This is a genomic window from Tamlana sp. 2_MG-2023 (genome assembly GCF_030548465.1).
Classification (GTDB): domain Bacteria; phylum Bacteroidota; class Bacteroidia; order Flavobacteriales; family Flavobacteriaceae; genus Pseudotamlana.
This window is the reverse complement of the sequence record NZ_JAUOSF010000008.1, coordinates 97,345-120,988: the sequence shown is the minus strand read 5'-3', so window position 1 is coordinate 120,988 and position 23,644 is coordinate 97,345. Positions and strand designations below refer to the sequence as shown.

Below are 23,644 nucleotides of genomic sequence, written 5' to 3'. Positions count from 1 at the left end.
CAACACATTTTAAACAACTAATAAGATAGATTAAAATTATGAAAACGATTAGCAAAGGCATATTTCTGGCATTACTTTTTTTAGCTGAAATTTCTGTGGCACAGGTTTCTGAAAATTTGATGCTTTACAGACAAGATTTTAAAAACATCTCAGGAAAAAACACCGTTTCGGTTACAAGCTATGAAAAGGGTGGGGCGCATTTCGTTTATGTTGGCGGTGTAGGCAATGTAGATGTTTATAGTTTGGATAAAGAGGGGACACTTATACCCATCAGTAACCATGAACTTTACAAACAAAAAGGGCCCGCACGCGGTATGGTTGCCGATAAAATTGGCGAAACAGATTTTCTTTTTGTAGCCAATAAGCATGGTAATGTCGTGGAGACTTTTAAAATTCTAGATAGTGGCTCTTTAGAACGTGTTGCACAAATTGAAGATACCGAAGACACACATTTAGCGGTTGGTATTACGCTTCAGGTGGTGCATATGAAAAATGCATCTTACCTTTTTGCAGGTGGTTTAGAATTGGAAACACCAGGACTAAGTGCTTTTAAAATTAATAAGGATGGTAGTCTAACCCACGTGCAGTCTATGCAAGACGACGATAAGATCCATACCGATGGTATTATAGGCATGTTTGTTCATAAAATAAAAGGAAAAACCTATTTGTACACCAGTGGTTTTCAGGATAACGGGGTGAGTAGTTTTAGGGTGAATAACGATGGTACATTCAAAAATGTAAATAATATTAGCGACAATACCACCGATAGATATTTAACAGGCGCTTATCCTGTTACAGGTGTTACTTTAGGTAATAATCACTACGTTGTTGTGGGGCACAGACATCATAAATACTACGAAAGAAACGGATTTATAAAAAATACCGATTTTGTGTATCACGGTGATGCGGTTTCGGTTTTTAAAATCAATAACAAAGGTGCTTTGGTGCCGCATTATGTTTTAAAAGATGATGAAAACACCAAACTTCAAGGGCAAACGCGCATTGAATTGGTTTCTACCAACGGAACAGAAGCCATTTTTGCAGTAGGTACTAGAGATGATGCCAGTATACAACTTTGTAAACTAAACGAAGATGGTGTTTTAAGTCCGATAAACTATTTAGAAACTGGTTTTTCCATTTATTACGGATTGCGATCACATCAAATTGGAGACGAGCAGTTTTTAATTGCAGGGTCTAATCGATTTGATTTTGGGAAAGTAGTCACCTACAAAATTGCACCGAAAATAGATAGAGGGAATAAGGTGATAAAGCATGTGGTCCATTTAAAATACAAAGACGAAGCCAGCGAAGCGCAAGTTGAGGAAGCAGTTCAAGCCTTTGTAAACCTTAAAAATGAAATACCAGCCATTGCACATTTAGAATGGGGAGAAAATGATAGTACCGAAAAACACGACAAAGGATTAACCCATTCGTTTGTAATAACCTTTAAAGATGAACATGCGCGCGAGCAATATTTATTTCATAAAGCGCATCTTGCTTTGGTGAATACCTATGGCCCCTTATTTGCAGATGCTGTTGTTATGGATTATTGGACAGCTGAATAAACAAGATAAAAACAAAGCATGATGAGCAGTTTAAAAAATAAAAAAGCAATAATTACAGGCGGCAGTCGCGGTTTAGGTAAGGCAACAGCTTTTGCTTTTGCTAAGGCAGGAGTGGATGTCGCTATTACAGGGAGAAAAGAATCGGTTTTAAAAGCAACCGTTTCCGAGTTAGAAACTTTTGGTGTTAAAGCTATATATGCCGTCTTTGATGTTGGAAATTACGAGGAGGTAAAATCAAATATTAAAACTATTATAGACAGCCTAGGCGGCGTGGATATTTTAGTAAATAATGCAGGGATTGGGAGCTTTGGTTCATTTATGGATATGCCTGTGGAACAATGGACGCAAATTATCCAAACCAACCTGATGGGAATGTATTATGTTACTAAGGAAGTTTTACCGCATTTAATTGCTAAAAATGAAGGCGATATTATTAATGTGTCCTCAACGGCTGGTCTAACGGGTAATGCAACAACATCGGCATATTCGGCATCTAAATTCGCCGTTATCGGCATGTCGGAAGCTTTGATGAAAGAAGTTCGAAAAAACAATATTAGAGTGGTTACTTTAACGCCAAGCACCATAGAATCTGATATGTCTATTGAAGCGGGTATTGCCACAAAAGGTTCGGAAGATTCTGTTTTGCAGCCCGATGATTTCGCCGAATTAATTGTAGCCGGTTTAAACCTACCTAGACGGGCTATGCTGAAAAGTGCCGCTTTGTGGTCTACAAATCCATAATTGCATCAGAAATTAGTTGATGGATAGAATAAAAAAAGACCGATTAATTTCGGTCTTTTTTCGCTAAAAGTTATTCTAGTTAAATCCTTTTTTTAAATTAAAAGGGCTTGTATTATCGGTGTTATTTAGCAAATTTTAAACTCCCGTTTTCAGTAGAAAATATGTACAAGCCTGTGTTTAAATTAGTAAGGCTAATTTCATTACTGATGTTACCTTTTAAAACAGCTTGCCCCATTAGATTAAAAATAGTAAAAGTACCGTCAATTTTATCATTAACTACAATAGCATCTCTATTCGAACTATAAAATGTAGAAGTTAAATTTTCCTTGTTCAAATCTTCGTCAGATAAAGTAGCTAAATCCTGGATTGTAAAAGTTGGATTTAAATATAAGAATTTATTGCTCCCTGTTTCATCTTCAGCATAAATTTGAATTCGAGCAGGGTCAATATCTTTAGAGACATCAGGAACTGTAATATTTACGGTTGCGGTTTGCATATTAGTACTTGTAGTAACAGGAGTGTCTGTTTCTGGAGCATTAGCAATGGTACCATAATCTTCAATAAATCTTGCTCGAATACAAACACACCCCCAATTAGTATGGGATTGCACATTGGTATATTCAACAGTTAGGGTTAAATTATCCCCTTCTATTAAATTTCCATTTGTTAAAGTAGCTTTGTAGTCATCAGGTGTCATTCCATTTATCTCTGTAATAGCAAGAGAAGTTGTTTGCGCGTAAGACATTAGTGTTACTGCAAACAGTGTAACACTTAAAAGTAATTTGTTAATCATAATTAAAAAAGTTTAGTTAATAATATGATAAAATTACTTTTATTCATTTTTGATAAGTATTAGGTATGGTTAAAATAGTGCCCCATATGTTTATTGAGAAAAGTTTCTCTAACTGGTTTAGAATTAGTCTGTTTGAACAACAAATTAACGAATTGAAACTAATTAAATGTAAATTTGTTTTGTCCTTAAAGAAGTTTTTTTGTAGACTATAAAGGAGGACATTAGTCATTTGTTGACAAGGATTTCTAGTAACCTCAATGGTTTAAAAAGATACACTTTTTTGTATTCCCTATCCCTTCAATTTTTCAAATATGAAATAAAAATACGTTATGGAAAATATGTATCCTTTATTAAAAACTGTTGCTTTGTGGTAACAAATCCATAGAGTGTATTTTAATTTTCTAGACATAAAAATACCCCCAAATTGTGTTTAACATTTTGGGGGCATTCTAAAGTGCTAAATTATTTAAGACTTTTTTAAACTACTTTTTAAAAATCAAAAAAAACTATTAATTGGTGCTGAAACTCCAAATTTGACTAATAGATTCTCCGCCTTTACTGTCTTTTGCAATAACTTGCCAATAGTAATTCGTAGCAGCGCTTAAGTTTACATTTAAAGATTTATCTTTCTGATTATTCCCAACTTTATTTACAGGTGGGTAAACGTTGTCAAAATAGACATCATAAACTAAAGGGTCATTATCAACATCAGTACAATCCCATTGTAGGTTGATTGAGGCTTCAGAGAGCATAGAATTTAACTCAGGAGCCACTATCTGGGGTGTAAAAGGTAAATGGTTAATTTCCCCTTCTCCTTCAGTATAAAACTGAAAAGTGTTTGAATATTCAGAAGCTAAACCTTGACTATCTTTAGCTTGAACGCGCCAGTAATACACTGTGTTTTTTTCTAAAGTAACAGATTTAGAAGTAGTGTTAACCGTAAAAAATTGGTCTATAGATGCAAATTGATTGTCTTGAGAAACTTCTAGCAAATAATTGATAGTATCACCATCGGGATCTGTAGAAGCACTCCATTCAAAATCTATAATATTTGTAGTGCACAATAAATTATTTGTGGGGTAAATTAATGGATCGACTACTATAGGGGCTTGGTTTTCTTTAGGTGCAACGGTATCGTCTCCTCCTGAACATGCCACAATTAAAGCTCCAATTATTATTAATAAACTTATTTTTTTCATGTCTTATTTCTTTATTACTTTAACGTTTACAGGGGTTTCACTCATAATTCTAGCGAAGTATATTCCTGAAGGTTGATTTTTTAAACTGAGGTTTATTTTTCCTGATTCAATAACATATAATTTAGATGAAATTAATCGTGCGTAAACATCATAAATTTCTATATAAACTTCACCGTCATTAACGGGTAATGAGAATTGGAAATCGCCACTGGTTGGATTAGGAGAAGAAATGATATTACCATAAAAATCAATGGTCTTGATGATTTCACCTTCACAATCTTTACTAGATTTTATTTTAATCTCATCTCCTTGATTAACGTCAATAGAGAAGGATTGATCATGTGTTTCATGTACCATCTGATTGTCTATGTAAACACTATAAGGCGCTGTTCCTTGTTCAATATTAACAGACAGTATTTTGTTTCCTAAGGTAGACTTACTAGTAATCTGATTTGCTGCTTTAATTTCGAAGTTAAAACATTGCCCTTCAGTTTCACCATTTATAAAAATACACAAGTCATAATTGCCGGGCGCTATATCTGTTAGAGATACATCTTTCGTGAAACTGGTGTCGTTTCCATTAAAATTAACTATGAAATCGTCTTCGATATCCGCAGAGATTATAATTTCTCCATTATTTTTATCAGGACATGTTTCTGTTGTTGATTCAATTGTAAATTGAATATCATATATAGATATTGGGAGTCCATCTCCAGTGTCTTCAATAGCGTTTACACCTGCAGTCCACCTGGTACCTAGTCGTTCGTACGCACCTATGTCGGGAGCACTACCTTTAAACGTTGTGGTAAATCCAGAAATTTCTCTTCCTGCATCTATCACAGCACTTCCAGAGGAAGGCATGAAGTTTTGGTTATCTGCATCTTCAAAAGGCGATTCACTTGAAATCATATTGTCTTGTATGTCAAAATCTGTAGGCGTTTGACTAAACCAATCTGGATTTTTTGAAAAATTATTGTATATCTTATTATTTTCTTGTGTATACCCATTTACCCAAGAGTCCATGGCACGTTCCGCATTCCAAATCGTATTCTGAAAGAAATCTAAATTGGTGTTATTCCAATTTACTTGATAACCGCTCCAAGATACATTCCAAATAACATTATGATGAACGGTGTAACCTTTACTATTGTTATCTAGATAGATTCCTGCAGCTTTTCCAGGATCAGCAGGATTGTGAGAATAAGCGGGAGCAGTAGCATCATGGAACCAGTTGTGGTGGATTTCATTATTTTTTAAATTGGAGTTTCCAACAGTATAGAATACGCCAGAATCACTATTTATTTGTTGCGATCCTGAAACATCGTTATAAGCCACTTCAGAATTAGAACCTGCCACATACATACCATCTCTTCCTGCATTAGTTATTGTGTTTTTTAGTACTTTCATGTAATTGGCGCTGGTTCTAATTGGCGATGCATGAATGCCTATATAATTGATATTACTGATGTAGTTTTCTTCAACAGTGCAATTTTCGGCAGCCCAACCTGCTATAATTATACCACTCACAGAACTATGATCTATAGTACAACCTTTTATTAAAGTATTATCTCCAAGAATTTCAATTGATGCTTCACCTACTTGAGCAGAAGTATTCGTAAGATCATCTAATCCTTCACTACCATGAATTATTTGACAATTTAATATTTGGTTATTATCAGCGTTATTATGGATTTTTACACTACCTCCAAAAAAGTTTAAACCTTCAAGTTTAATGTAGTCTCCATTTAATTCTGAAATGTATTTTGATCTGGCATATTCAACAGTATCATCACCAGGAATCGTACCATTGGCAGTTTGTAGATAAAGCGTATTGGTCGTGTCGTCATAAAACCATTCATTAGCAGAATCTAAAGCCTCCAATTTATTAAATAAGTATAATTGACCTCTATTGTTACCTGGATAATCCCTCCATTCTGTTGGATTATGTGGCGTAAAAGGCCATTTAGTAATATCTACCTCTGTATAATCTATTCTATTTGTTGTACTAGAAGTTATTGTTCTTGTCCAACTGGTTCCAGAGTGTGCTCCTAGGTAATAGACCATACCTCCAGACCAATCAATATCAGGAATGTTGTCTACTGTAAAATGTGAGCCATCGCCATCGGTTACAGGAGCACAATCAACAGTCCAACGGTTGTTGTCTGAGTTATTAGGCCACCTAGCTAAATCCATATATTCACTATTATGATATATGGCTCTAAACCGACTATCAATAGCCATATCTACAGTAGTCTTGTAGATATTGCCATTATGAGATTGCCAACCATTAATTACGGATGTTGCTCTAATTTCAACATTTTCATTAGTTGCCGCTTTAAAGGTTAGAAAGTTGTTAGCAGAACCATCTTTATTAATGATTAATTCTTGCTCATATACACCTCCTCTAATAATACAAACATCACCTGCAGACATTTCTAATATAGCTTTATTGAAAGTTTTATAGGGGTTAGTTATTGTGCCGTCACCACTGGTGTCATTTCCATTTGTAGCCACGTAAATATCTTTTGCAAAAGCCATTGAGCTAAGTAGCAAAAAAAACAGACAAAGATAAATTTGAGTAATTTTAAACATGTTAATTAGTTTTGATCCAAAAGTAAATAAGTGTATCATGGAGCAGTATTACATATCTTTTTATTTATATACCAAATGGTTAATTTTGGTTTTCATATGTGTTGTTTTGTGTTTTTAAAGTGCTTATATATGGTGATTTATGTTCGTGTTGAGGTATTGTCTATTGCCGCTATGTTAGAGGGGGAGGCCTGAAAGTTGATTTTTGTAACTCTAAACATTTCTTCTATAAAATAAGATGTGCGTCTTTATAAAATCGTGAGATAATTGGTATTTTACTTCTAATTAAAAATGAAATATACAAGATGATAATTAGAAAAAATATTTTACTTATAGTTGCCATAATTAGTTGTGGGATAAAAATTCAAGCTCAAGAAAAACCCAATGTTATTGTGGTTTTAGCAGATGATATTGGTGTTGGTGATATTTCTTATTATCGAGAAAAACATTCAAAAGATATTATTCTTGAAACACCTAACCTAGATAAACTGGCCAAAGCAGGCATGATTTTTACCGATGCGCATTCCCCGGCAGCTTTATGTGCTCCAACTCGCTATGCCGTGATGACCGGAAATAATTGTTATAGAAGTTATGCGCCTTGGGGGGTATGGGGGTCTTACCAACCCTCACCTATAGAAGCCAATCAGTTAACTTTAGGTAGCTTAATGAAACAAGCGGGGTACCAAACGGCCTTCTTCGGAAAATGGGGCTTCGGAATGGATTTTGCCCGAAAAGACGATGCCAATACCGTGTACAGGTCACCTAGAAAAGAACATGAAACCGATGTGGATATTTCTAAGGTAATTGATAAAGGGCCTGTGCAGAACGGATTTGATTATAGTTTTATGTATCCCGCAGGAATACAAGCCGAACCTTATGCGGTATACGAAAATGGAGAGATGATGCCTTTACATAAAGATTCAAAAATTGAACTAATCACTCAAGAAAAAATGACGCCGCTTCATGTTAAATTGGATAAAAAGGAAGGCTTAGGCGATAGCCATTGGAATCCGTATCATTCGGGGAAATTATTGGTTAATAAGGCGGTGAATTTTATTGAAAATACTTCAGATGAAACGCCATTCTTTATGTATTACTGTACACAAGCTGTGCATTTACCGCATACACCTTCAGATGAATTGAATGGTACTAAAATTGCAGGAACAACGCCATCTAAGCATTTAGATATGGTTAAAGAATTAGATGTTCAAATGGAACTGCTTATTAATACGCTAAAGGAAAAAGGGGTGTATAGCAATACGCTAATTATTTTCACATCGGACAATGGCGGCTTGCTAAGACCGAAAACCTTGCAAGCAGGTCACCAATCTAGTTCTATTTATCGTGGTGGTAAAAATCAAGCTTATGAAGGTGGACACCGTGTACCTTTTATAGCCTCATGGCCTGGGAAAATAAAAGCTAATACGACTTCAAACGTTCCTATTATCGGTGTTGATATTATGGCAACTTTAGCGGCTTTAAGCAATCAAAGTTTAGACGAGAATCAATTAAAAGATTCTGCCAATTTATTACCTGTTTTTCTAGGAGATACCAATAAAGCAGTGCATCCGTTTTTAATGTTGCAATCGGGAACAGGTAAGGAAGGCATTATTATAAAAGATGGTTGGAAACTGATTATTGCTTTCGATAAAAAAGACAAAACGGGAAAAACAAGAGCGCCCAAGGCATTATTTAACCTAAACATCAATATCACAGAAAAGGAAAGCGAGAATTTAATCGCTAATCCAAAGTATACGGATAAGATTGATCGCTTATTTAAACTCTATAATGAGACCAGAGATACTGGGGTTAAAACGGTTCATTAGAACAAGTTTTGGTGAATTCTGTTGTATGCTGACTAACATTCAAGTTCATAAAAGGAAATTTAAAACAAGTTTACGAACTATTACTAGAACATAAATAAAAATTAAAATGAGACGAATTAAAATGAATGGCATATTGAAGAGTATGTTTTTATGTCTTTTACTATTTAATGTTATAGGCTGTTTTTCACAATCCAATTGCGATTGCTGTAAAACCGAACTTCAATTTCCAAATAAAATCGTACATCAGGTAGACGAGAATCCTGTGAAAATTACCAATATATTTCCGGAACATGGTTTAACAGACCCTCATGTTATGCAGGTTGGTGATAGATTATACTTAGGAATGGGGCACGACCAGTCGTGGGACATAGAGTATGATTGGACTATGGATCGCTGGGAAATATGGTCTACTAACGATTTAAAAACCTGGGTTAAAGAAACGGTAATTCATCCAAACGACACCTATTTTGGACCAGAGGCCAACTGTTGGGCAGGAGATTTTGCCCAGAAAGACGGAAAATATTATTGGTATTTTTCCAATAGAAATTTCGATACGGGTGTTATGGTGGCCAATCAACCAGGAGGGCCTTATGAAGATGCTTTAGGAAAACCATTATTACCTAGAGGTTTAGCACCTACTAATTCTTACGACCCCGAAGTTTTCGAGGAAGACGGTGTGTATACCATTATGTGGGGAGGTGGTACCTATTATACAGCTACTTTAGGCGACGATATGTTATCCTTGGCAGATGAACCTCAAAAGGTTACCGTGTATAATCCAGATGGTTCAACACATTATACAGACGATAAACCGACGCTTTTTAAGCGCGATAGACACTATTATTTGGTTTGGGGAAATCAATACGCCATGTCGGATAATGTGCACGGACCTTATGCCTATAAAGGGGATTTCTATTCTGGAGCGCACGGCAGTATTTTTAATTGGGAAGACCAATGGTACGTGGTGCATGAATTTCATGATATTAGTATGTTTTATCGTGGCATTATGCTGAAACCTATGAGTTTTTATGCCGATGGTACTGTAGATTTAAAAAGTGATTTTGTTGTGCCAGAAAGTGGAGGACGTGTTTGGGAGTTCGATCATACCAGGATGGGTTGGCGTTCTCCGGCTGATACCGATAAGGTGCAATGGACAAATGAAGGAAGGCTTAGAGGGGAGATTTCAAGTAAGAAACCAATTATTGAAAGTGCGAATTGGGCAACTACCGATATAAAAGGGCGTGTCTTAACCTTGAAATTAAAGAATGAGACGTCTGCTACAAAACTGAAAGTGTCTTTTGCTTCGCTGAAAACAGATGTTCCAAGGTTCTGGTCTTTTCCGAATATTAATTGGTTGGAAGAAGCCTCTCATACTATTTCTTTAGAACCACAAAATACAGAGTTTAAAACCTATACTTTAAATTTAGATGCGGTAAGCAATTTGCCGTCTAGTTTGAAGCGACTACGCTTGGAGTTTTTAAATACCTCATCAGGAACTTGGGAAATAGATTATATAAGGATAGAATAGAAGCTGAAAAAAGCACCTTTTAAACTGATAAAAGGTGCTTTTAGAATTTTTTAGAAAATAGAGTTTGTTTAAGATTTACTTGTTTCTTAAAGCTTCATTTTCTTTTGCAATACGCTCACGTTGTTTTTGACCCAAACCTTGACGATAATACACATCGGGACGGTGGTAAACATGATGCTTCTTCATCGCAGGATCGTTTACATCTAAACTGAGGTCACAATCAAAACGCACTAGAACAGCATGATTTTGAGCCCAAGTGGTGGCGTTCGTAAAATGAGAAAGTCCCCAAGTGATTCCACGACCATAATCTGTATCTGTAAAAGCATCTGGAATAAACGGTCCTGCAGCAGCAGGCATCAGTTCTACAATAGCGGCCACATCAAAATTCTCGCCATCTTCGGCATATTGTACCGTATAATGTTCATTACCATCGCGAATAGTTAGGGCAGCAATCCCTTCCTTAAACGGAAACATAGTGGTTTCATGACCGGAAGCTAAAACAGGATTCAAAGGGCTCTTCGTAAAAGGTCCAGCAGGATCTGTAGCTATGGCTAAACCTTGCATACGCACTAAATCGGGTTGTCCATCGAAATCAGATTTATAGTATAAGTAAATTTTTCCATTATGTACCAGTGGGTAAGGATCATGAATAGAGTATTGGTCCCAAGTGTCTTTTGGACCATTCGGAATTACGACTTTATTGGTTGGAGTCCATGGGCCGTCTGGCGAATCGGCATAAGACATTAAAACTGGGCAGTCGTCGCCTCGTGTACCACTGGCTTCACTAAAACCTTGGTAGTACATGTAAAATTTTCCGTTCCATTTTAAAATGTCTGCTGTAGAAACCGAACGGTGTCCTAATTGCGGTTTAGGTGGTCTAGGGATGGCTACACCTTGCTCTTCCCAAGTGAACCCATCTTCGCTGGTCGCGTACCAAATTTCGGCTAAATCCCAATCGGCAGAAGGAATGGTTTCTGTGCTCGCTTTAGCGCCTTTAGGAGAGGTTTCTGTTTCGCGATAGGTGTAATACACGTAATATTTTCCATTTTCAAAAATAACTTTCGAAGGGTCACGGCGGCTAATCGTACCGTCGTGATTATTGTAGTCGAAGCCTTTTAATTCGGTATATTTAAACTGCGTGTACAATTCGTTGTCTTCTGGACGCGAGGCTTTATAGGTGTCGTAGTTGCGTTCCATAGCTCTGCTCAGTGGCTGAGCTGGTTTTTCCTTTGGTAATTTAAAAGGAAACGGTTTGTATTCGGTTGTTTTTGGGCTTTCTGTGGGGGCTTTTTTTTCTGTTTCTGAATTACAAGCCGTAAATAACAAGCCTGATAATGCGGAACACAATAATAAGGATTTGTATGATTTCATATTTGATTATTTATTATGGTATTAATGTTTATTTACTATTTTCTAACGTCCAGGATCTTACCCAGTTGTAGGTCGTGGTACGTTCTGCTTCCGTGCCATTCATGCCACCATCTTCAGGAACGGGATTCCAATTGTAGGTTTCGACCACCATTCTTAAATACATTTCGATATCGAAATCGGCCGGAGGCGTGACTGTTTTTTGTTTTTTGCCGTCTAAATAGAAAATAATTTCGTCTTTAGACTTCCACCAAACGCCATATACATGAAAACCATCATAGGTTTTTCCGTTAGTAAGCGCGCTCGCTTTACTTGTTCCTTTTTCGTAATCGCAACCTTCAGGAATGTTTCTACTGTGGGTGTTGGAATTCATCGCTTGATCAAAATTCTCCATCCATTTTGCAGGATTTGTTATTTGACCAACCGTTTCTTGAACGTCTAATTCGGTGGTGCGTTTGTCGCATCCTTCCAGTTCGCTTTTTTCATTGATTAACCAAAATGTAGATGACATGAACGTTTTGTTGGCTTTCATTTCACATTCATAATAACCATACGTCATGGCATGCCTAGATCCTACATATCCACCACCGTGCGTAAATGTTTTATTGTTTTTAATAATTGGCTTTGGTAATTTTTTTGTAGTAATGTGTAGTGCTCCATCTTTTACGTTAATATTTTCGGCTTGAAACAAACCTGGCGCACGGCCAATCCAACCTTGACCAGAAATTTGCCATTTCTTTTCGTCTACTTTTTTACCTTTAAATTCATCAGACATGTTTTTGACTAATTTCCATTTCTGATTGTCTGCTTTTGGATCTTCTCCAGTTATAAAGTAAGGCGATTTTTGAGCAAAAAGGGTACTGGATACTAAAAGGCACAGACTTAAAGCTACGTGTTTGGGTGTTATTGACATAATTTAAAATTTAAAAGTTTAATTAGTTGATGTTTAAATACTCAAGTCGTCTTTTTACTTGATCATTTTCTTTAATGTTATTATTCAGTTTTGAAGCATTTATTTGAAATGTAGCATGCTTATAAAAATCTTGCACTAAGACTATAGTGTTTAATATTAATAAGGCTTCTGTAGGTTCTTTAGCTTGATAAAGAATGTGTGTAAGTTGTTTAGAGGTATCTTTTATTCCTGTTATGCCAAAAAATTCTGCGGCTCTCATTTTATTAATTACAAGTGGATCGTTGTTCATAATCTGTTCTATTTGAACTGAAAACGCTTTTGCCTTTTCACCAAAGCTAGAACATACAATTAAAGCCCAATAGCGTTCAAAATCATCTGTAGCTTGTAGGTGTTTAGAAAGTTTATGCTCAGCCTTCGCGTAGTCTACTAATGCCAGATTGGCAATGTTTAGATAAGTTTTTATTTCAGATTTATGAGCTTTACCAAATGCTACGGGATCCTGTATCGCATGATTAATAAGGTAATATTCTGGATATAAGGATAAATCGGGTTGATCTAGCATCCAATCTATTAATGTGTTTCGCATAGACTTTAAGGTGCTTCTATAAGCCGAATTTTGAGCTAGATTTTTTGTTTCATATGGGTCGTTTTCGATGTCATATAAAGCTTCTGCAGGTTTCGGCTTGAAAAATTGTGCCTGTACTTCATTTAATTTTCCTTCTTTAAAAAGTTTAAACCATTCGGCATAGGCTAATTGTTTGTAGCGGTAATTGTTCATTAAGCCGTCTATATTAAATGGTTCGAAGTTACGAACGTATTTAAATTTACCTTTTCTGTAACTACGTACCATATCGTACTTTTCATCAAAACGGTCGGCGTAACTATAGGTTTTATCACTTTTTTCTATCGTTTTTAGACTTAGGTTTTCTCCGAGGAAAGGTTTTCCGTCCATGGTTTTTGGTGTTTTTATTCCAGCAAGGTTTAGCACCGTAACTCCAAAATCTATAAAACTAACAAAGGCGTTAGTTTTACTACCAGGGGTAAACGGACTTAAATTTTTATAGTGTTCTGGTACGTAAATAACAAGTGGTACTTCCAAGCCCATTTCGGTTAAATAGCCCTTACTGTCAGGTAATACGCCGCCGTGGTCGCCAAAATAAAATATAATGGTGTTTTCTAATAGATTATCTTGTTTCAATTGCTCAATTACAGCGCCAACTTGGCCATCCATTTGCTTGATTTTATCTCGATAAAAGGCATTCGTGTATTGAAATAATTCGGTTTGTGGATGGTTAGGTTGTACAAAGTTACGCTCGGGTTTGGTAGATGTTTTAGTGGCTTTCATATCGGCTTCACTAAAATGCAAACTACCTTCGTGTGTAACATTTAAATTATGGACATAAAAGAAAGGTTGTCCGTTTTTTCTATTGCGCCAAGTTGCTTGTTTAGACGAATCGTCCCAAACATAATCGGATTTATAAATGTTATAATCTTCTTTAGAATTATTGGCGGTGTAATAACCGATATCTTTTAGATAAGCAGGGAACATATCAAGGTCTTTAGGAAGGTCTATTTTTCCTTCGGCACGGTGATAATGGGTCGCTAATCGCGGTCCATAACTCGAGGTAATTAAGGTAGAACGTGCAGCACTGCAAACCGCGGCATTCGAAAAGGCATTATTAAAAACGATGCCTTGCTCGGCTAAAGATTCAATGTTAGGTGTTTCTATGCCGTGTTCGTTAAATAATTTCATATAGTGTTTGGAATTATCTTCAGAAGTAATCCAAACGATATTAGGTTGTTGGGCACGCAGTACAGTTTGGGAAAATATAAAGATGAGAAGAACTAGAATTTTGTACTTCATTTTAATTGATTATTAATATTTATTGGCTGTCTGTTTAAATAAACATTACTAGTATTGGCGTTTAATACGTCCGAAAATATTACTGCTGCACGCTTATCTTCTTTTATGGTTTTTAAATGGAAATTATTAATTGATAAGCCATTTATATGACGTGCGTAAATTCCAGAAGCAGGTAAGGTGCCAACTAATCCAAATTCGGGCCACCATTCACCTAAAGTAGCTAAGGTATATTCTTTAATGTCTGTTTTTTTAGCATCTTCCACTGTGGCCCCACCAGAAACCGTCATTTGAAAGTTGTTTAATTGGATGTCTCCTATATAATGTCCTGGCATTCCGGTGATAAAAATCACTGAATTTTTATCAAGCTCCCTATTGTCAACAATAAAATTGCTAAAAATAAAACCATGCATCGCTTTCATAGGAAGCATCTTTTGTGGAGCATCTACACCAGCACGTTGTTGGCAAAAAGTCATAAAAATGGGGCGAGGCACATTTTTCATCACTAAATTTGAAAACACCATGTTTTTCATTTCCCCTCCTTCATTCATTTGAATTTTTAGGCCAGAATCTTGGATGTTATGAAACGTACAATTGCTAACCATTACAGATTCAAAATCCCCTCTAGAAGCTAATCCAATACGCATGCCTGCCCATTTACTGGTGAAAACACAGTTTGTTATAACAATATTTTTACAAGGTTTATCTGGTCTTGATGCTTGCAAGCATATGGAATCGTCACTGGTGTCGAATGATGAATTTGAAACTCGAACATTGGTACAACCATCAAAATCTAAACCATCGCCATTATGATTGACACGACTTATAATTTTAATACCATCAACCACGATGTCGTTACAATACAACCAAGCTGAGGTCCAAGCAGCAGGATTTATGAGTGTAACATCTTTTAAATGAATAGCGTTACAGTTTAAAAACCGTAGCAGCATAGGACGACCATTTTTTTTCGTGTTCAAATTTTTTGGATGTCCGTTTCCATCAATAGTACCATTGCCTTCAATAGCAAAGGATTTTGCATCTTTAGCAAAAATGAGACACCTGTCCATGTGGGGCTCATTTTTATAAGTGTTTTTATGGGTATCGGTCGTGTAATCTTCATAATTTGGACTTCCTAGTAAAACAGCGCCATTTTCAATGTATAGTGTTACATAGTCTTTTAAATAAATAGTACCAATAAGTACAGTTGCCCCAGAAGGGATAATAACTTTTCCGCCGCCTGATTTGGTACACAAGTCAATGGCTTTTTGAACAGATTTAGTGTCTAAAGTACGGCCATCACCCTTAGCTCCATAGTCAAGAACATTATATTCTTTAGCATAGGCTTGAACTGAAAATAAAATTAATAAATACAAGATTAGATGTTTCATTTTTTAGATGTATTTGTTGTAAATCGTAGTTAAATCTGTCGTGTCTTCAGTTTTATTCTGCCACGATTTTAGTTCTTTTAATAGGTTAGTTATGGTTGATTTATATGGTTTTTTTGAAACTAAATTGTTTAATTCCCATGGATCTTTACTTAAATCATAAAGTTCTAAAACACCAGTTTTGGGATAAATAATTAATTTATGGTCTTCCGAAATAATTCCGCGTTGGTCATCAAACATGGCTAAATAAATCGATTTTCGCGCTTCACCCTTATTGTCTATTAGTGGTTTTAAACTTTTAAAATCTGTTTGGGAACTTGTTTTTATATCCAATAAATCAAAAAGAGTAGGGGTGACATCTTGTAAATAAACACGTTCAGAAATCGTACTGCCAGCTTTTATTTTTGGAGCTTTAATAATTAAAGGAGCAGTTACGCTAGGTTCGTAAAGGCAAACTTTACCCGCGACACCATTTTCTCCGAAATTGATACCATGATCTGAGGTAAACACGATAATCGTTTTGTCATACAGACCTTGTGCTTTTAAAGCTGTTATAATATCACCGATGCGAGCATCCATATGAGTTACCATCGCATTGTTTTGCTGAACACGGGTTTGCATGGTTTTTGACCTTAAGGGGCTTGGTGCGTATTGGTATTTTACATTTTTATTAAGTGGTGTATTATCTATAACACTGGGTGGTAATTCAATATGGTCTGTTGGATACAAATCGTAATATTTTTGTTCCGTTTGCCTAGGTACATGCGGCGCGTTAAAAGCGACATAAAGAAAAAAAGGTTTACTGTTTTTATAGCTTTTTATAAAATTAACGGCTTCATTTCCCGTAATATCTGTAATATGACCTGCTTTGGAATTGTAGGTTTTTAGTTGTCCGGGTTGAATACTTCCCGTTTCATTAAAAATAGTTTTAGCTCCTTTCCCCATAGCGTGCCATTTTCCTGTCATATAGGTATAATAGCCATGCTCTTGAAGTTTTTCAGGAAATGATTTTGGAGCATTTTTCTTGTTTATTTTCTGTGAGCTCCACAAGTATTGTCCGTACATTAGCATAGTTCTACTTGGAATACACACGGCGGGAGACCAACATCCCATATTATACGCAGATAAGAAAGACACACCCTCGGTAGCTAGTTTATCAATATTTGGTGTTTTCATTTGTGCATTTCCATAAGCTCCAAGAGCTTGATTACTTTGGTCGTCAGATTCTATAAATAGGATATTGATTTGCGCAAATGAACAAGAATAAAAAGTAAGAAAATATAGTAAAACCAGTATACTTTTATTCATGATTTTAGTTTTGTAATTAATCCTTGCGTTAGCGGGTTTTGTGAAAGTAAAATTAAGGTGCTGATTTTGTTAATAGCGCAATAGATATTTAGAATACTATAATAAATGGTTTTTAAAACTGATACATATGAAAGCTTGTCTATAAAAAGGCTTGATTTTGTGTAGATTTTGGAGTTTACTGAATGCGTTGTGCTATGAATTAATTTTTGGCCGGCTGTAAATTAATGTGCTTCGATAAGGGTATTATTTTAGGGTGGTTATTGCGAAAAACAGTAATTTTTAGGAAAAATAAACCATTTGTTGTTCTATTTAATACAAATGAATTGAGGAAAGTTAAGCTTTCTACGAACTTTGTATTATCAATTAATCGTAACCTTAAATTAAAAAAATGAGACGTATTCAGTTTTTATATTCGTTCCAATTTGTACTGCTATTTTGTTTTACAAATGCGATACATAGCCAGGATAAAAAACGCTTTACCGAAGATTGGAAATCTATTGAAAAAGTAAATCCAGCTCCAGATTGGTTTAAAGATTCCAAATTAGGAATTTATGCCCATTGGGGGCCTGTATCTTCTGTATTTGAAGGTTCCGATCCTGATCAATGGTACGCCGGATGGCATGGTATGAAAATGTATGAAGATGGTACGGTTGTAAAGACCAAAAGCGGGAAACCTACAAGCAATAACCAACATCATAACGATAAATATGGCGATCCAAAAGAATTTGGGTACAAGCATGTTATAGAACAGTTTGAAACTTCTGGTTTCGATGCTAAAGAATGGGCCGATTTATTTGAAAAATCAGGAGCAAAATTTGCAGGTCCTGTGGCGATGCATCACGATAATTTTGCCATGTGGGACAGTAAGGTTACGCGATGGAATTCTATGAATTATGGTGGAATTGACCCTTCGGCTGCACTTAAAAAAGAAATTGAGTCTCGAGGTATGAAATTTATGGGCTCGTTTCACCATGCATTTACCTGGAAATATTTTGCGCCGGCGCATGCACACGGCGGTATCAATCCAAAAGATTACGATTTATACACCAATCCTCATTCAATAGATTCTGATGTGCCAGATGCGCAGTTCTACAAAGACTGGTGGGCTAAACTCAAAGAATATATCGATGTGTATCAACCCGATTTAATTTGGTTCGATTGGTGGTTGGAAAATATGACCGAAGAATCTCGACTTGAATTTTTGGCCTACTACTATAATAAGGGTCTAGAATGGAATAAAGAGGTGGTTGTATGTTATAAAGAGGCCACCTTTACTGAAGCCACAGCGGTGAAAGATTATGAACGCGGAAGACCTAATCAGCCAAAAGAAAATCTGTGGTTAACCGATACCTCTCCGGGAGCTTGGTTCTATCGTCCGGGCGCAGTGTTTAAAACGCCTAATGAGTTAATAGATGTGTTAATTGATATTGTTTCAAAAAACGGTGTGATGCTGCTTAATGTTCCTCCAAATCCAGATGGTTCAATTCCTCAAGTTATGGCCGATTTGCTAATCGATATGGGCGCTTGGCTAAAAGTAAATGGTGAAGCGATTTATGGAACCAGACCGTGGACTGTTTTTGGAGAAGGTCCAACGCGTTTACCTGAAGGCGGTCATAAGGTTGAAGAAAAAGTGAAAATCGAATACACGAATACAGATATTCGTTTTACTAAAAAATCGGATAAAGAATTTTTCGCCATCGTAATGGACACACCAAAGAAAGAAACTGTAATAAAAACGCTAAGCACACAAATTGGTGCCTTGAATTCTAAAATTGTAAATATTAGTTTATTGGGGAGTGATGAAACCATTAACTGGGAGCGCAACGAAAAAGGTCTTGTTATTCAAGCTCCTTCTAAATTACCAACAGGTTACGCGCATGCTTATAAAATTGTTTTAGAAGGGTATACCGAAAATAATATTGGTGGTGATGTAGATGCCCATGTAGATTAAACGGGATTTTGCTAATTTATGGAATAATGACAGAAGTGGAATGGTGTATTAATGATATGAAAAGAACTCATTTATAACAAACTAAAAATTTTCAAAATTTAGATATGAATCAAATCATAAAAACCTTTCTCCTATTACTCTTAGTGCAAAATGGGTATTCGCAGCCCAAACATAAAAAAGTGAAAAACGGGGTTTGTTTTGCATTATACACCGTGCATGCCAATACTTTAAAGCTTACTGCACAGTTTTATCCTGTTAAAGCTTATGATCCATTTGAAGCGACCCTTCAAATTAGAGAAAATAATATATGGGAAACTGTTCAGGAATCCAGGATTGCCTACCCTGGATATACGGCGCATTTTAGAATTGAAGATTGGAACGATAGTACTAAAAAGCAATACCGAATTGTTTACAAAAAGAACCAATTCTATGAAGGCATTATTCGTAAAAACCCTAAAGAAAAAGGTGAAATTGTTATGGCCGCCTTTTCATGTTGGTCTACCTACCAACAACATGGCGGTTCTGGAGCAAAAGATATCACCGATAATCTAAAAAAATTAAACCCAGATGTTCTATTTTTTGCCGGAGATCAGGTTTACGATCATAGCGATCATTATGGGAATTGGTTAAAATTTGGTGAGACTTTTGGAGACATCATTAAAAATACACCAACAATTACGATACCTGACGATCACGATGTTGGTCAGGGCAATTTCTGGGGCGATGGAGGTAGAAAATCTAAAGATCGCGATGGTGCTTCTGGTGGTTACTATATGCCTGTTTCTTATATAGAAGAAGTAGAACGTGCACAAACCAGTCATTTACCCGATCCTTATGATCCAACCCCAATCGAGCAAGGTATTGGAGTGTATTATACCAATTACACTTGGGGCGGTATCAGCTTTGCAATTATTGAAGATAGAAAATTTAAATCTGGTCCAAAACGTGTTTTAGAGGATAATCAATATCGATTTGATAATACACGTGACATGGATGTTGAAGGTGCTACACTTTTAGGGAAAAGACAGTTAGACTTTTTAGAAGATTGGACTACAGACTGGAAGGATGCTGAAATTAAAGCCGTGTTGTCTCAAACCATATTTACCAATTTAGCCACACATACACCAACTATCGATAAAAAAACGAAATTCAGTACCGATTCTAATGGCTGGCCACAAGCGGGCAGAAATAAGGCGCTTGAGGTGATTAGAAAGAGTTATTCATGTATGATTGCTGGTGATCAGCATTTGGGCTCTGTGGTGCATCATGGTGTTGAGGATTGGAATAATGCAGGCTATTCTTTTGCTGTTCCTGCAGCTGCCAATTTCTGGATGCGTTGGTGGAATCCCGATAGTCCAGGGAAAAATAAAAAAGCGCATGCACCCAACTATACCGGGGAGTACACCGATGCTTTTCACAATAAAATCACGGTTCATGCTGTCGCTAATCCAACGCATAAAGACAATACAGCTAAAAGCAATTTGTTAGATGGTCGAGCAGCTGGATTTGGTGTTATTAAGTTTAATAAATCGAAGCGTGAAATTACTTATGAGTGTTGGAAGCGTAATGTAGATATTACCGACCCTAGAAGTAAGCAGTACGATGGTTGGCCCATAACATTTTCACAAACCGATAACTTTCAATTAAAATCAGCTTTCGAATTACCAGAATTACAAATTTCGAAACCTAATCAGGTGGTAACCGTAAGGAATAATTATACAAAAAACGTGGTGTCTTCATTGCGGATTAAGGGCGACTCTTATCAGCCTAAAGTAATGTATGCCGGAGAATATACCGTAGAAATAGGGGAAGGAACCTCGAAAAAGCGCTATTTCGATATTGTAGCCACAAAGAAAAATACTGGCGTTTTGAACGTAGAACTTTAGCCCTTCTATGAGGGCATATTTAACTTCTGAAATAGATTTCAAAAGACATAAAAAACTAAAAGTAATAAAGAAGATGAATACAAAAAAACATAAAATCACCTTGTTAATACTCGTTTTTGGAGTATTTCTCACAACAGCTGTACAGTCACAAAATCATACAGATACACCGTTTCTCAACATAAAATCTTTCGGAGCCAAAGGTGATGGAAAAACAGATGATACCCAGGCGCTATTAAAAGCCATGGATGCTGCAACCCGAGACGAAGGAACGGTCTATTTTCCGCATGGGAATTATGTAATCCAGCCAGTAAAAGTGCCAAGCCACATTACCTTATTAGGCTATTCCGCTTGGGCCTATGCCAATAAAGATAATAAGGATAAAGATTTTATAGGTAAAACCATATTAACTGCAAAATCAGGAGAAGGCCGTGCTTTGTTAGATTTAGGAAATAATCGGGGTGTTCGCATCATCGGTTTAACTTTAGATGGTAAAAATAAAGGTAAGCGCATGCATGGTGTATATGCCAGACATTTGGGAAGTGAACAGCATAATAATATAGAAGACTGTAGAATTCAGGGTTTTAGTGGTTCAGGCATTCGCTTAGAGCGGTCTTGGGTATTTTCGGTGCGTCGTTGTCTTTTAATGTTTAATGGTGAACACGGTGTAGATATAACTGGAGGTTACGACGGTTGGTTAATCGATAATCAACTTACTGCGAATAAAGGGTATGGCTTGTTTGCAAGAGGGGAACCTCATCCAGATAAAACAGAATCAGAAATTAAGGACTTAAAGTTTTTTGGAGGTGCGTCTGTTATGGTTACAGCTAACCGTATAGAATGGAATAAGCAAGGCGGGATTTCATTAAACAAATCGAATTCTATGCAAATTACTGGTTGTGCTATCGATCATAATTTTGGTCCTGGCATTAAAATAACGAATGGCACAGCACATACCATTTCAGGAAATTTATTTCGTAGCAATGGTGTCGATGCCGAAGGAGATGCTTGTTCACAGATTTGGTTAGACCATGTAAACGGTGTATCGGTTACAGGAAATAGTATTTGGGGATGGTATAACCGTAAAGAGTATAAATTTGAATATCCTTACCCGTATTATGGCATCATTACTAAAAATCTTAAGGGCAGTGTAGTTTCTAGTAATGCTATGTACCATAGTTCTAGTAAAGAAGGTATTAGCGATAGAGGCGGAAACGCGTCTTCTATCATTAAGGATAATGCTTATGTAAAACCTAATATTGAAAAAGTTGAAGGTGGCGGATTTCGCCTAACTAATTAAAGTTAATGTCATTATAATCTAAAGAGTATAGATCATTTATTCTGTTTATAAAATCATTTAAGGTATTAAAACACTAAAGAATAGGTCAATTTTGGAATTTAATATAAATTTTGAAATTTAATGAATCTACTTTATGTTTTAAGTAAGAAAATGTTGCTGCTAGTTTTAATTTTTGGTTTAAGCGACTTTGTCTTTGCTCAATATGGTCCGCCAAAACCACCTATAGGAAAACGCTGGGTGTTAAATCCTGAATTTTCAGATGAGTTCAATGGTACACAATTAGATACGACTAAATGGCTAGACCATCATCCCACTTGGAAAGGAAGAGCTCCAGGTTTATTTATGCCTTCTCAGGTACGCGTGGCCAATGGTTATCTCCAGTTAAAAGGTGAGAAAATGTTAAAAGACACCATTGTTAATAACGATGTATTCAACATAAAAGGAGCCGCAGTGGTTTCAAAAAACGCAGCACTTTTCGGTTATTATGAGTGTCGCGTAAAAGCAGCAGCTACAACCATGTCTACCACATTTTGGTTTTCTGGCGGTAATGCAACGGGACCTAAAGGTTGCGATAGTTACCACCAAGAATGGGATATTCAAGAATGTATTGGTAGAACTGGCGATTTTGATGGTGCATATTTTGCCAAAGGTATGCACTCTAACGCGCATTATTGGTATACTGAATGTGAAGGGGAACGCCATGATTATAGAGCTGCCCAAGTGCGTTTTGAAGATTCCCAGATCGCATCCAAAGATTTTCACGTTTATGGCGGATGGTGGCGTGATGAAATTTCAGCCAGTTATTATTATGATAATCAGGAACCCAAGCATCAACGATTCTATGATAAGATAACTGATAAACCAATGGATAAACCCATGTACATGCGATTAGTCCATGAAACTTACCCTTTTCCATGGATTTCTCTACCAACAGACGCAGAATTAGCAGACGATTCTAAAAATACGGTCTATTATGATTGGGTTCGAGCTTATGAATTGGTTGATGTTTCACAGCCTAGTCAATCCAAACGTGAGTCTGAAATAAAATTATATGATGAAGCCGTTTTTTTCGAAACGCAGCAAGTTGAATTAAAATCTGCTAAAGCCTTGAAAATCTCGCTAAGTTATAAGGCTAATCAAGATCGCACAATTATTTTAAAAGTATTAAACTCTGAAGATAAAGAGGTAAACAAGGTGAAATTAACTGCATATGCAGGATATGGAAACTTACAGTATAACCTAAACCTAGATAAGAAGTTAAAAAAAGGAAACTATAAAATAGTCACAAATTTAGTTCCTTTAGAAGATAATGAGAACAAAGCGTTAGATATCAATACGTTGATAGTTATGCTGAAAAATTAAATATTAATAAAAATGGAACAGCAGGAAATAATTTAACTTTTATGGCAGCTTCATTAAGAATGTGCATGGAAG

16 protein-coding genes are annotated in these 23,644 nt (G+C 36.2%); 8 read left to right on the top strand and 8 right to left on the bottom strand.

Annotated elements, in window-relative coordinates; genetic code table 11:
* Positions 1–38 precede the first annotated feature (38 nt).
* Together Q4566_RS13755 and Q4566_RS13750 are read left to right on the top strand one after the other, a co-directional pair.
* A complete protein-coding gene (locus tag Q4566_RS13755; protein ID WP_303422254.1) occupies positions 39–1,565 on the top strand; it encodes a Dabb family protein in 1,527 nt (508 codons plus the stop codon).
* Between the two features lie 21 nt (positions 1,566–1,586).
* Entirely contained in the window at positions 1,587–2,306 is a 720-nt protein-coding gene (locus Q4566_RS13750) for a 3-ketoacyl-ACP reductase (RefSeq protein ID WP_303422252.1), read from the top strand.
* A gap of 121 nt (positions 2,307–2,427) precedes the next feature.
* Here Q4566_RS13750 and Q4566_RS13745 read toward each other — a convergent pair whose 3' ends face one another.
* The 3 genes from Q4566_RS13745 to Q4566_RS13735 form a co-directional block, all read right to left on the bottom strand.
* Complete coding sequence (locus Q4566_RS13745; RefSeq protein ID WP_303422250.1) at positions 2,428–3,099, bottom strand: T9SS type A sorting domain-containing protein; 672 nt, start codon at positions 3,097–3,099, stop codon at positions 2,428–2,430.
* Between the two features lie 509 nt (positions 3,100–3,608).
* On the bottom strand, positions 3,609–4,298 hold the full coding sequence (locus Q4566_RS13740; protein WP_303422248.1) for a fibronectin type III domain-containing protein: 690 nt from the start codon (positions 4,296–4,298) through the stop codon (positions 3,609–3,611).
* A 3-nt stretch (positions 4,299–4,301) separates the two neighbouring features.
* The gene (locus Q4566_RS13735; RefSeq protein ID WP_303422245.1) at positions 4,302–6,836 is read right to left on the bottom strand and encodes a right-handed parallel beta-helix repeat-containing protein; all 2,535 of its coding nucleotides are present in this window, start codon (positions 6,834–6,836) and stop codon (positions 4,302–4,304) included.
* Between the two features lie 356 nt (positions 6,837–7,192).
* Here Q4566_RS13735 and Q4566_RS13730 point away from each other — a divergent pair, with 356 nt between their 5' ends.
* Positions 7,193–8,713, top strand: coding sequence for an arylsulfatase (locus tag Q4566_RS13730; protein WP_303422242.1), 1,521 nt, complete (start codon positions 7,193–7,195; stop codon positions 8,711–8,713).
* A 106-nt stretch (positions 8,714–8,819) separates the two neighbouring features.
* Positions 8,820–10,241 carry a family 43 glycosylhydrolase gene (locus Q4566_RS13725; protein ID WP_303422240.1) on the top strand — a complete coding sequence of 474 codons (1,422 nt, stop codon included), beginning with the start codon at positions 8,820–8,822 and terminating at the stop codon, positions 10,239–10,241.
* Positions 10,242–10,316: 75 nt separating this feature from the next.
* On the opposite strand, the gene Q4566_RS13720 is transcribed toward Q4566_RS13725, so the two are convergent.
* From Q4566_RS13720 to Q4566_RS13700, 5 genes are read right to left on the bottom strand one after another with little or no spacing between them, the layout of a single operon-like run.
* On the bottom strand, positions 10,317–11,612 hold the full coding sequence (locus Q4566_RS13720) for a family 43 glycosylhydrolase (RefSeq protein WP_303422237.1): 1,296 nt from the start codon (positions 11,610–11,612) through the stop codon (positions 10,317–10,319).
* Positions 11,613–11,640: 28 nt separating this feature from the next.
* On the bottom strand, positions 11,641–12,522 hold the full coding sequence (locus Q4566_RS13715) for a family 16 glycosylhydrolase (protein WP_303422235.1): 882 nt from the start codon (positions 12,520–12,522) through the stop codon (positions 11,641–11,643).
* A 22-nt stretch (positions 12,523–12,544) separates the two neighbouring features.
* Positions 12,545–14,386, bottom strand: a complete 1,842-nt coding sequence (locus Q4566_RS13710; RefSeq protein WP_303422233.1) for a sulfatase — start codon at positions 14,384–14,386, stop codon at positions 12,545–12,547.
* On the bottom strand, positions 14,383–15,771 hold the full coding sequence (locus Q4566_RS13705; protein WP_303422229.1) for a glycoside hydrolase family 28 protein: 1,389 nt from the start codon (positions 15,769–15,771) through the stop codon (positions 14,383–14,385). The genes Q4566_RS13710 and Q4566_RS13705 overlap by 4 nt, the downstream gene beginning before the upstream one ends.
* Before the next feature lie 3 nt (positions 15,772–15,774).
* Positions 15,775–17,076 (bottom strand): sulfatase-like hydrolase/transferase, encoded by a 1,302-nt coding sequence (locus Q4566_RS13700; RefSeq protein WP_303422226.1) that lies wholly within the window; start codon positions 17,074–17,076, stop codon positions 15,775–15,777.
* Between the two features lie 388 nt (positions 17,077–17,464).
* Between Q4566_RS13700 and Q4566_RS13695 the strand changes: the two genes are divergently transcribed.
* From Q4566_RS13695 to Q4566_RS13680, 4 genes are all read left to right on the top strand, one after another.
* Positions 17,465–19,027: an alpha-L-fucosidase gene (locus Q4566_RS13695; protein WP_303422224.1), complete on the top strand. Its 1,563-nt coding sequence runs from the start codon at positions 17,465–17,467 to the stop codon at positions 19,025–19,027.
* Between the two features lie 104 nt (positions 19,028–19,131).
* A complete protein-coding gene (locus tag Q4566_RS13690) occupies positions 19,132–20,913 on the top strand; it encodes an alkaline phosphatase D family protein (RefSeq protein WP_303422221.1) in 1,782 nt (593 codons plus the stop codon).
* 73 nt (positions 20,914–20,986) lie between these two features.
* A complete protein-coding gene (locus Q4566_RS13685; RefSeq protein WP_303422219.1) occupies positions 20,987–22,210 on the top strand; it encodes a right-handed parallel beta-helix repeat-containing protein in 1,224 nt (407 codons plus the stop codon).
* 120 nt (positions 22,211–22,330) lie between these two features.
* Positions 22,331–23,572 (top strand): family 16 glycosylhydrolase, encoded by a 1,242-nt coding sequence (locus Q4566_RS13680; protein ID WP_303422216.1) that lies wholly within the window; start codon positions 22,331–22,333, stop codon positions 23,570–23,572.
* Positions 23,573–23,644 lie beyond the last annotated feature (72 nt).

Coding starts and splice junctions, on each gene's coding strand:
- Q4566_RS13755 (WP_303422254.1), top strand. CDS start 39: ATGAAAACGATTAGCAAAGGCATATTTCTGGCATTACTTTTTTTAGCT.
- Q4566_RS13750 (WP_303422252.1), top strand. CDS start 1,587: ATGAGCAGTTTAAAAAATAAAAAAGCAATAATTACAGGCGGCAGTCGC.
- Q4566_RS13745 (WP_303422250.1), bottom strand. CDS start 3,099: ATGATTAACAAATTACTTTTAAGTGTTACACTGTTTGCAGTAACACTA.
- Q4566_RS13740 (WP_303422248.1), bottom strand. CDS start 4,298: ATGAAAAAAATAAGTTTATTAATAATAATTGGAGCTTTAATTGTGGCA.
- Q4566_RS13735 (WP_303422245.1), bottom strand. CDS start 6,836: ATGGCTTTTGCAAAAGATATTTACGTGGCTACAAATGGAAATGACACC.
- Q4566_RS13730 (WP_303422242.1), top strand. CDS start 7,193: ATGATAATTAGAAAAAATATTTTACTTATAGTTGCCATAATTAGTTGT.
- Q4566_RS13725 (WP_303422240.1), top strand. CDS start 8,820: ATGAGACGAATTAAAATGAATGGCATATTGAAGAGTATGTTTTTATGT.
- Q4566_RS13720 (WP_303422237.1), bottom strand. CDS start 11,612: ATGAAATCATACAAATCCTTATTATTGTGTTCCGCATTATCAGGCTTG.
- Q4566_RS13715 (WP_303422235.1), bottom strand. CDS start 12,522: ATGTCAATAACACCCAAACACGTAGCTTTAAGTCTGTGCCTTTTAGTA.
- Q4566_RS13710 (WP_303422233.1), bottom strand. CDS start 14,386: ATGAAGTACAAAATTCTAGTTCTTCTCATCTTTATATTTTCCCAAACT.
- Q4566_RS13705 (WP_303422229.1), bottom strand. CDS start 15,771: ATGAAACATCTAATCTTGTATTTATTAATTTTATTTTCAGTTCAAGCC.
- Q4566_RS13700 (WP_303422226.1), bottom strand. CDS start 17,076: ATGAATAAAAGTATACTGGTTTTACTATATTTTCTTACTTTTTATTCT.
- Q4566_RS13695 (WP_303422224.1), top strand. CDS start 17,465: ATGAGACGTATTCAGTTTTTATATTCGTTCCAATTTGTACTGCTATTT.
- Q4566_RS13690 (WP_303422221.1), top strand. CDS start 19,132: ATGAATCAAATCATAAAAACCTTTCTCCTATTACTCTTAGTGCAAAAT.
- Q4566_RS13685 (WP_303422219.1), top strand. CDS start 20,987: ATGAATACAAAAAAACATAAAATCACCTTGTTAATACTCGTTTTTGGA.
- Q4566_RS13680 (WP_303422216.1), top strand. CDS start 22,331: ATGAATCTACTTTATGTTTTAAGTAAGAAAATGTTGCTGCTAGTTTTA.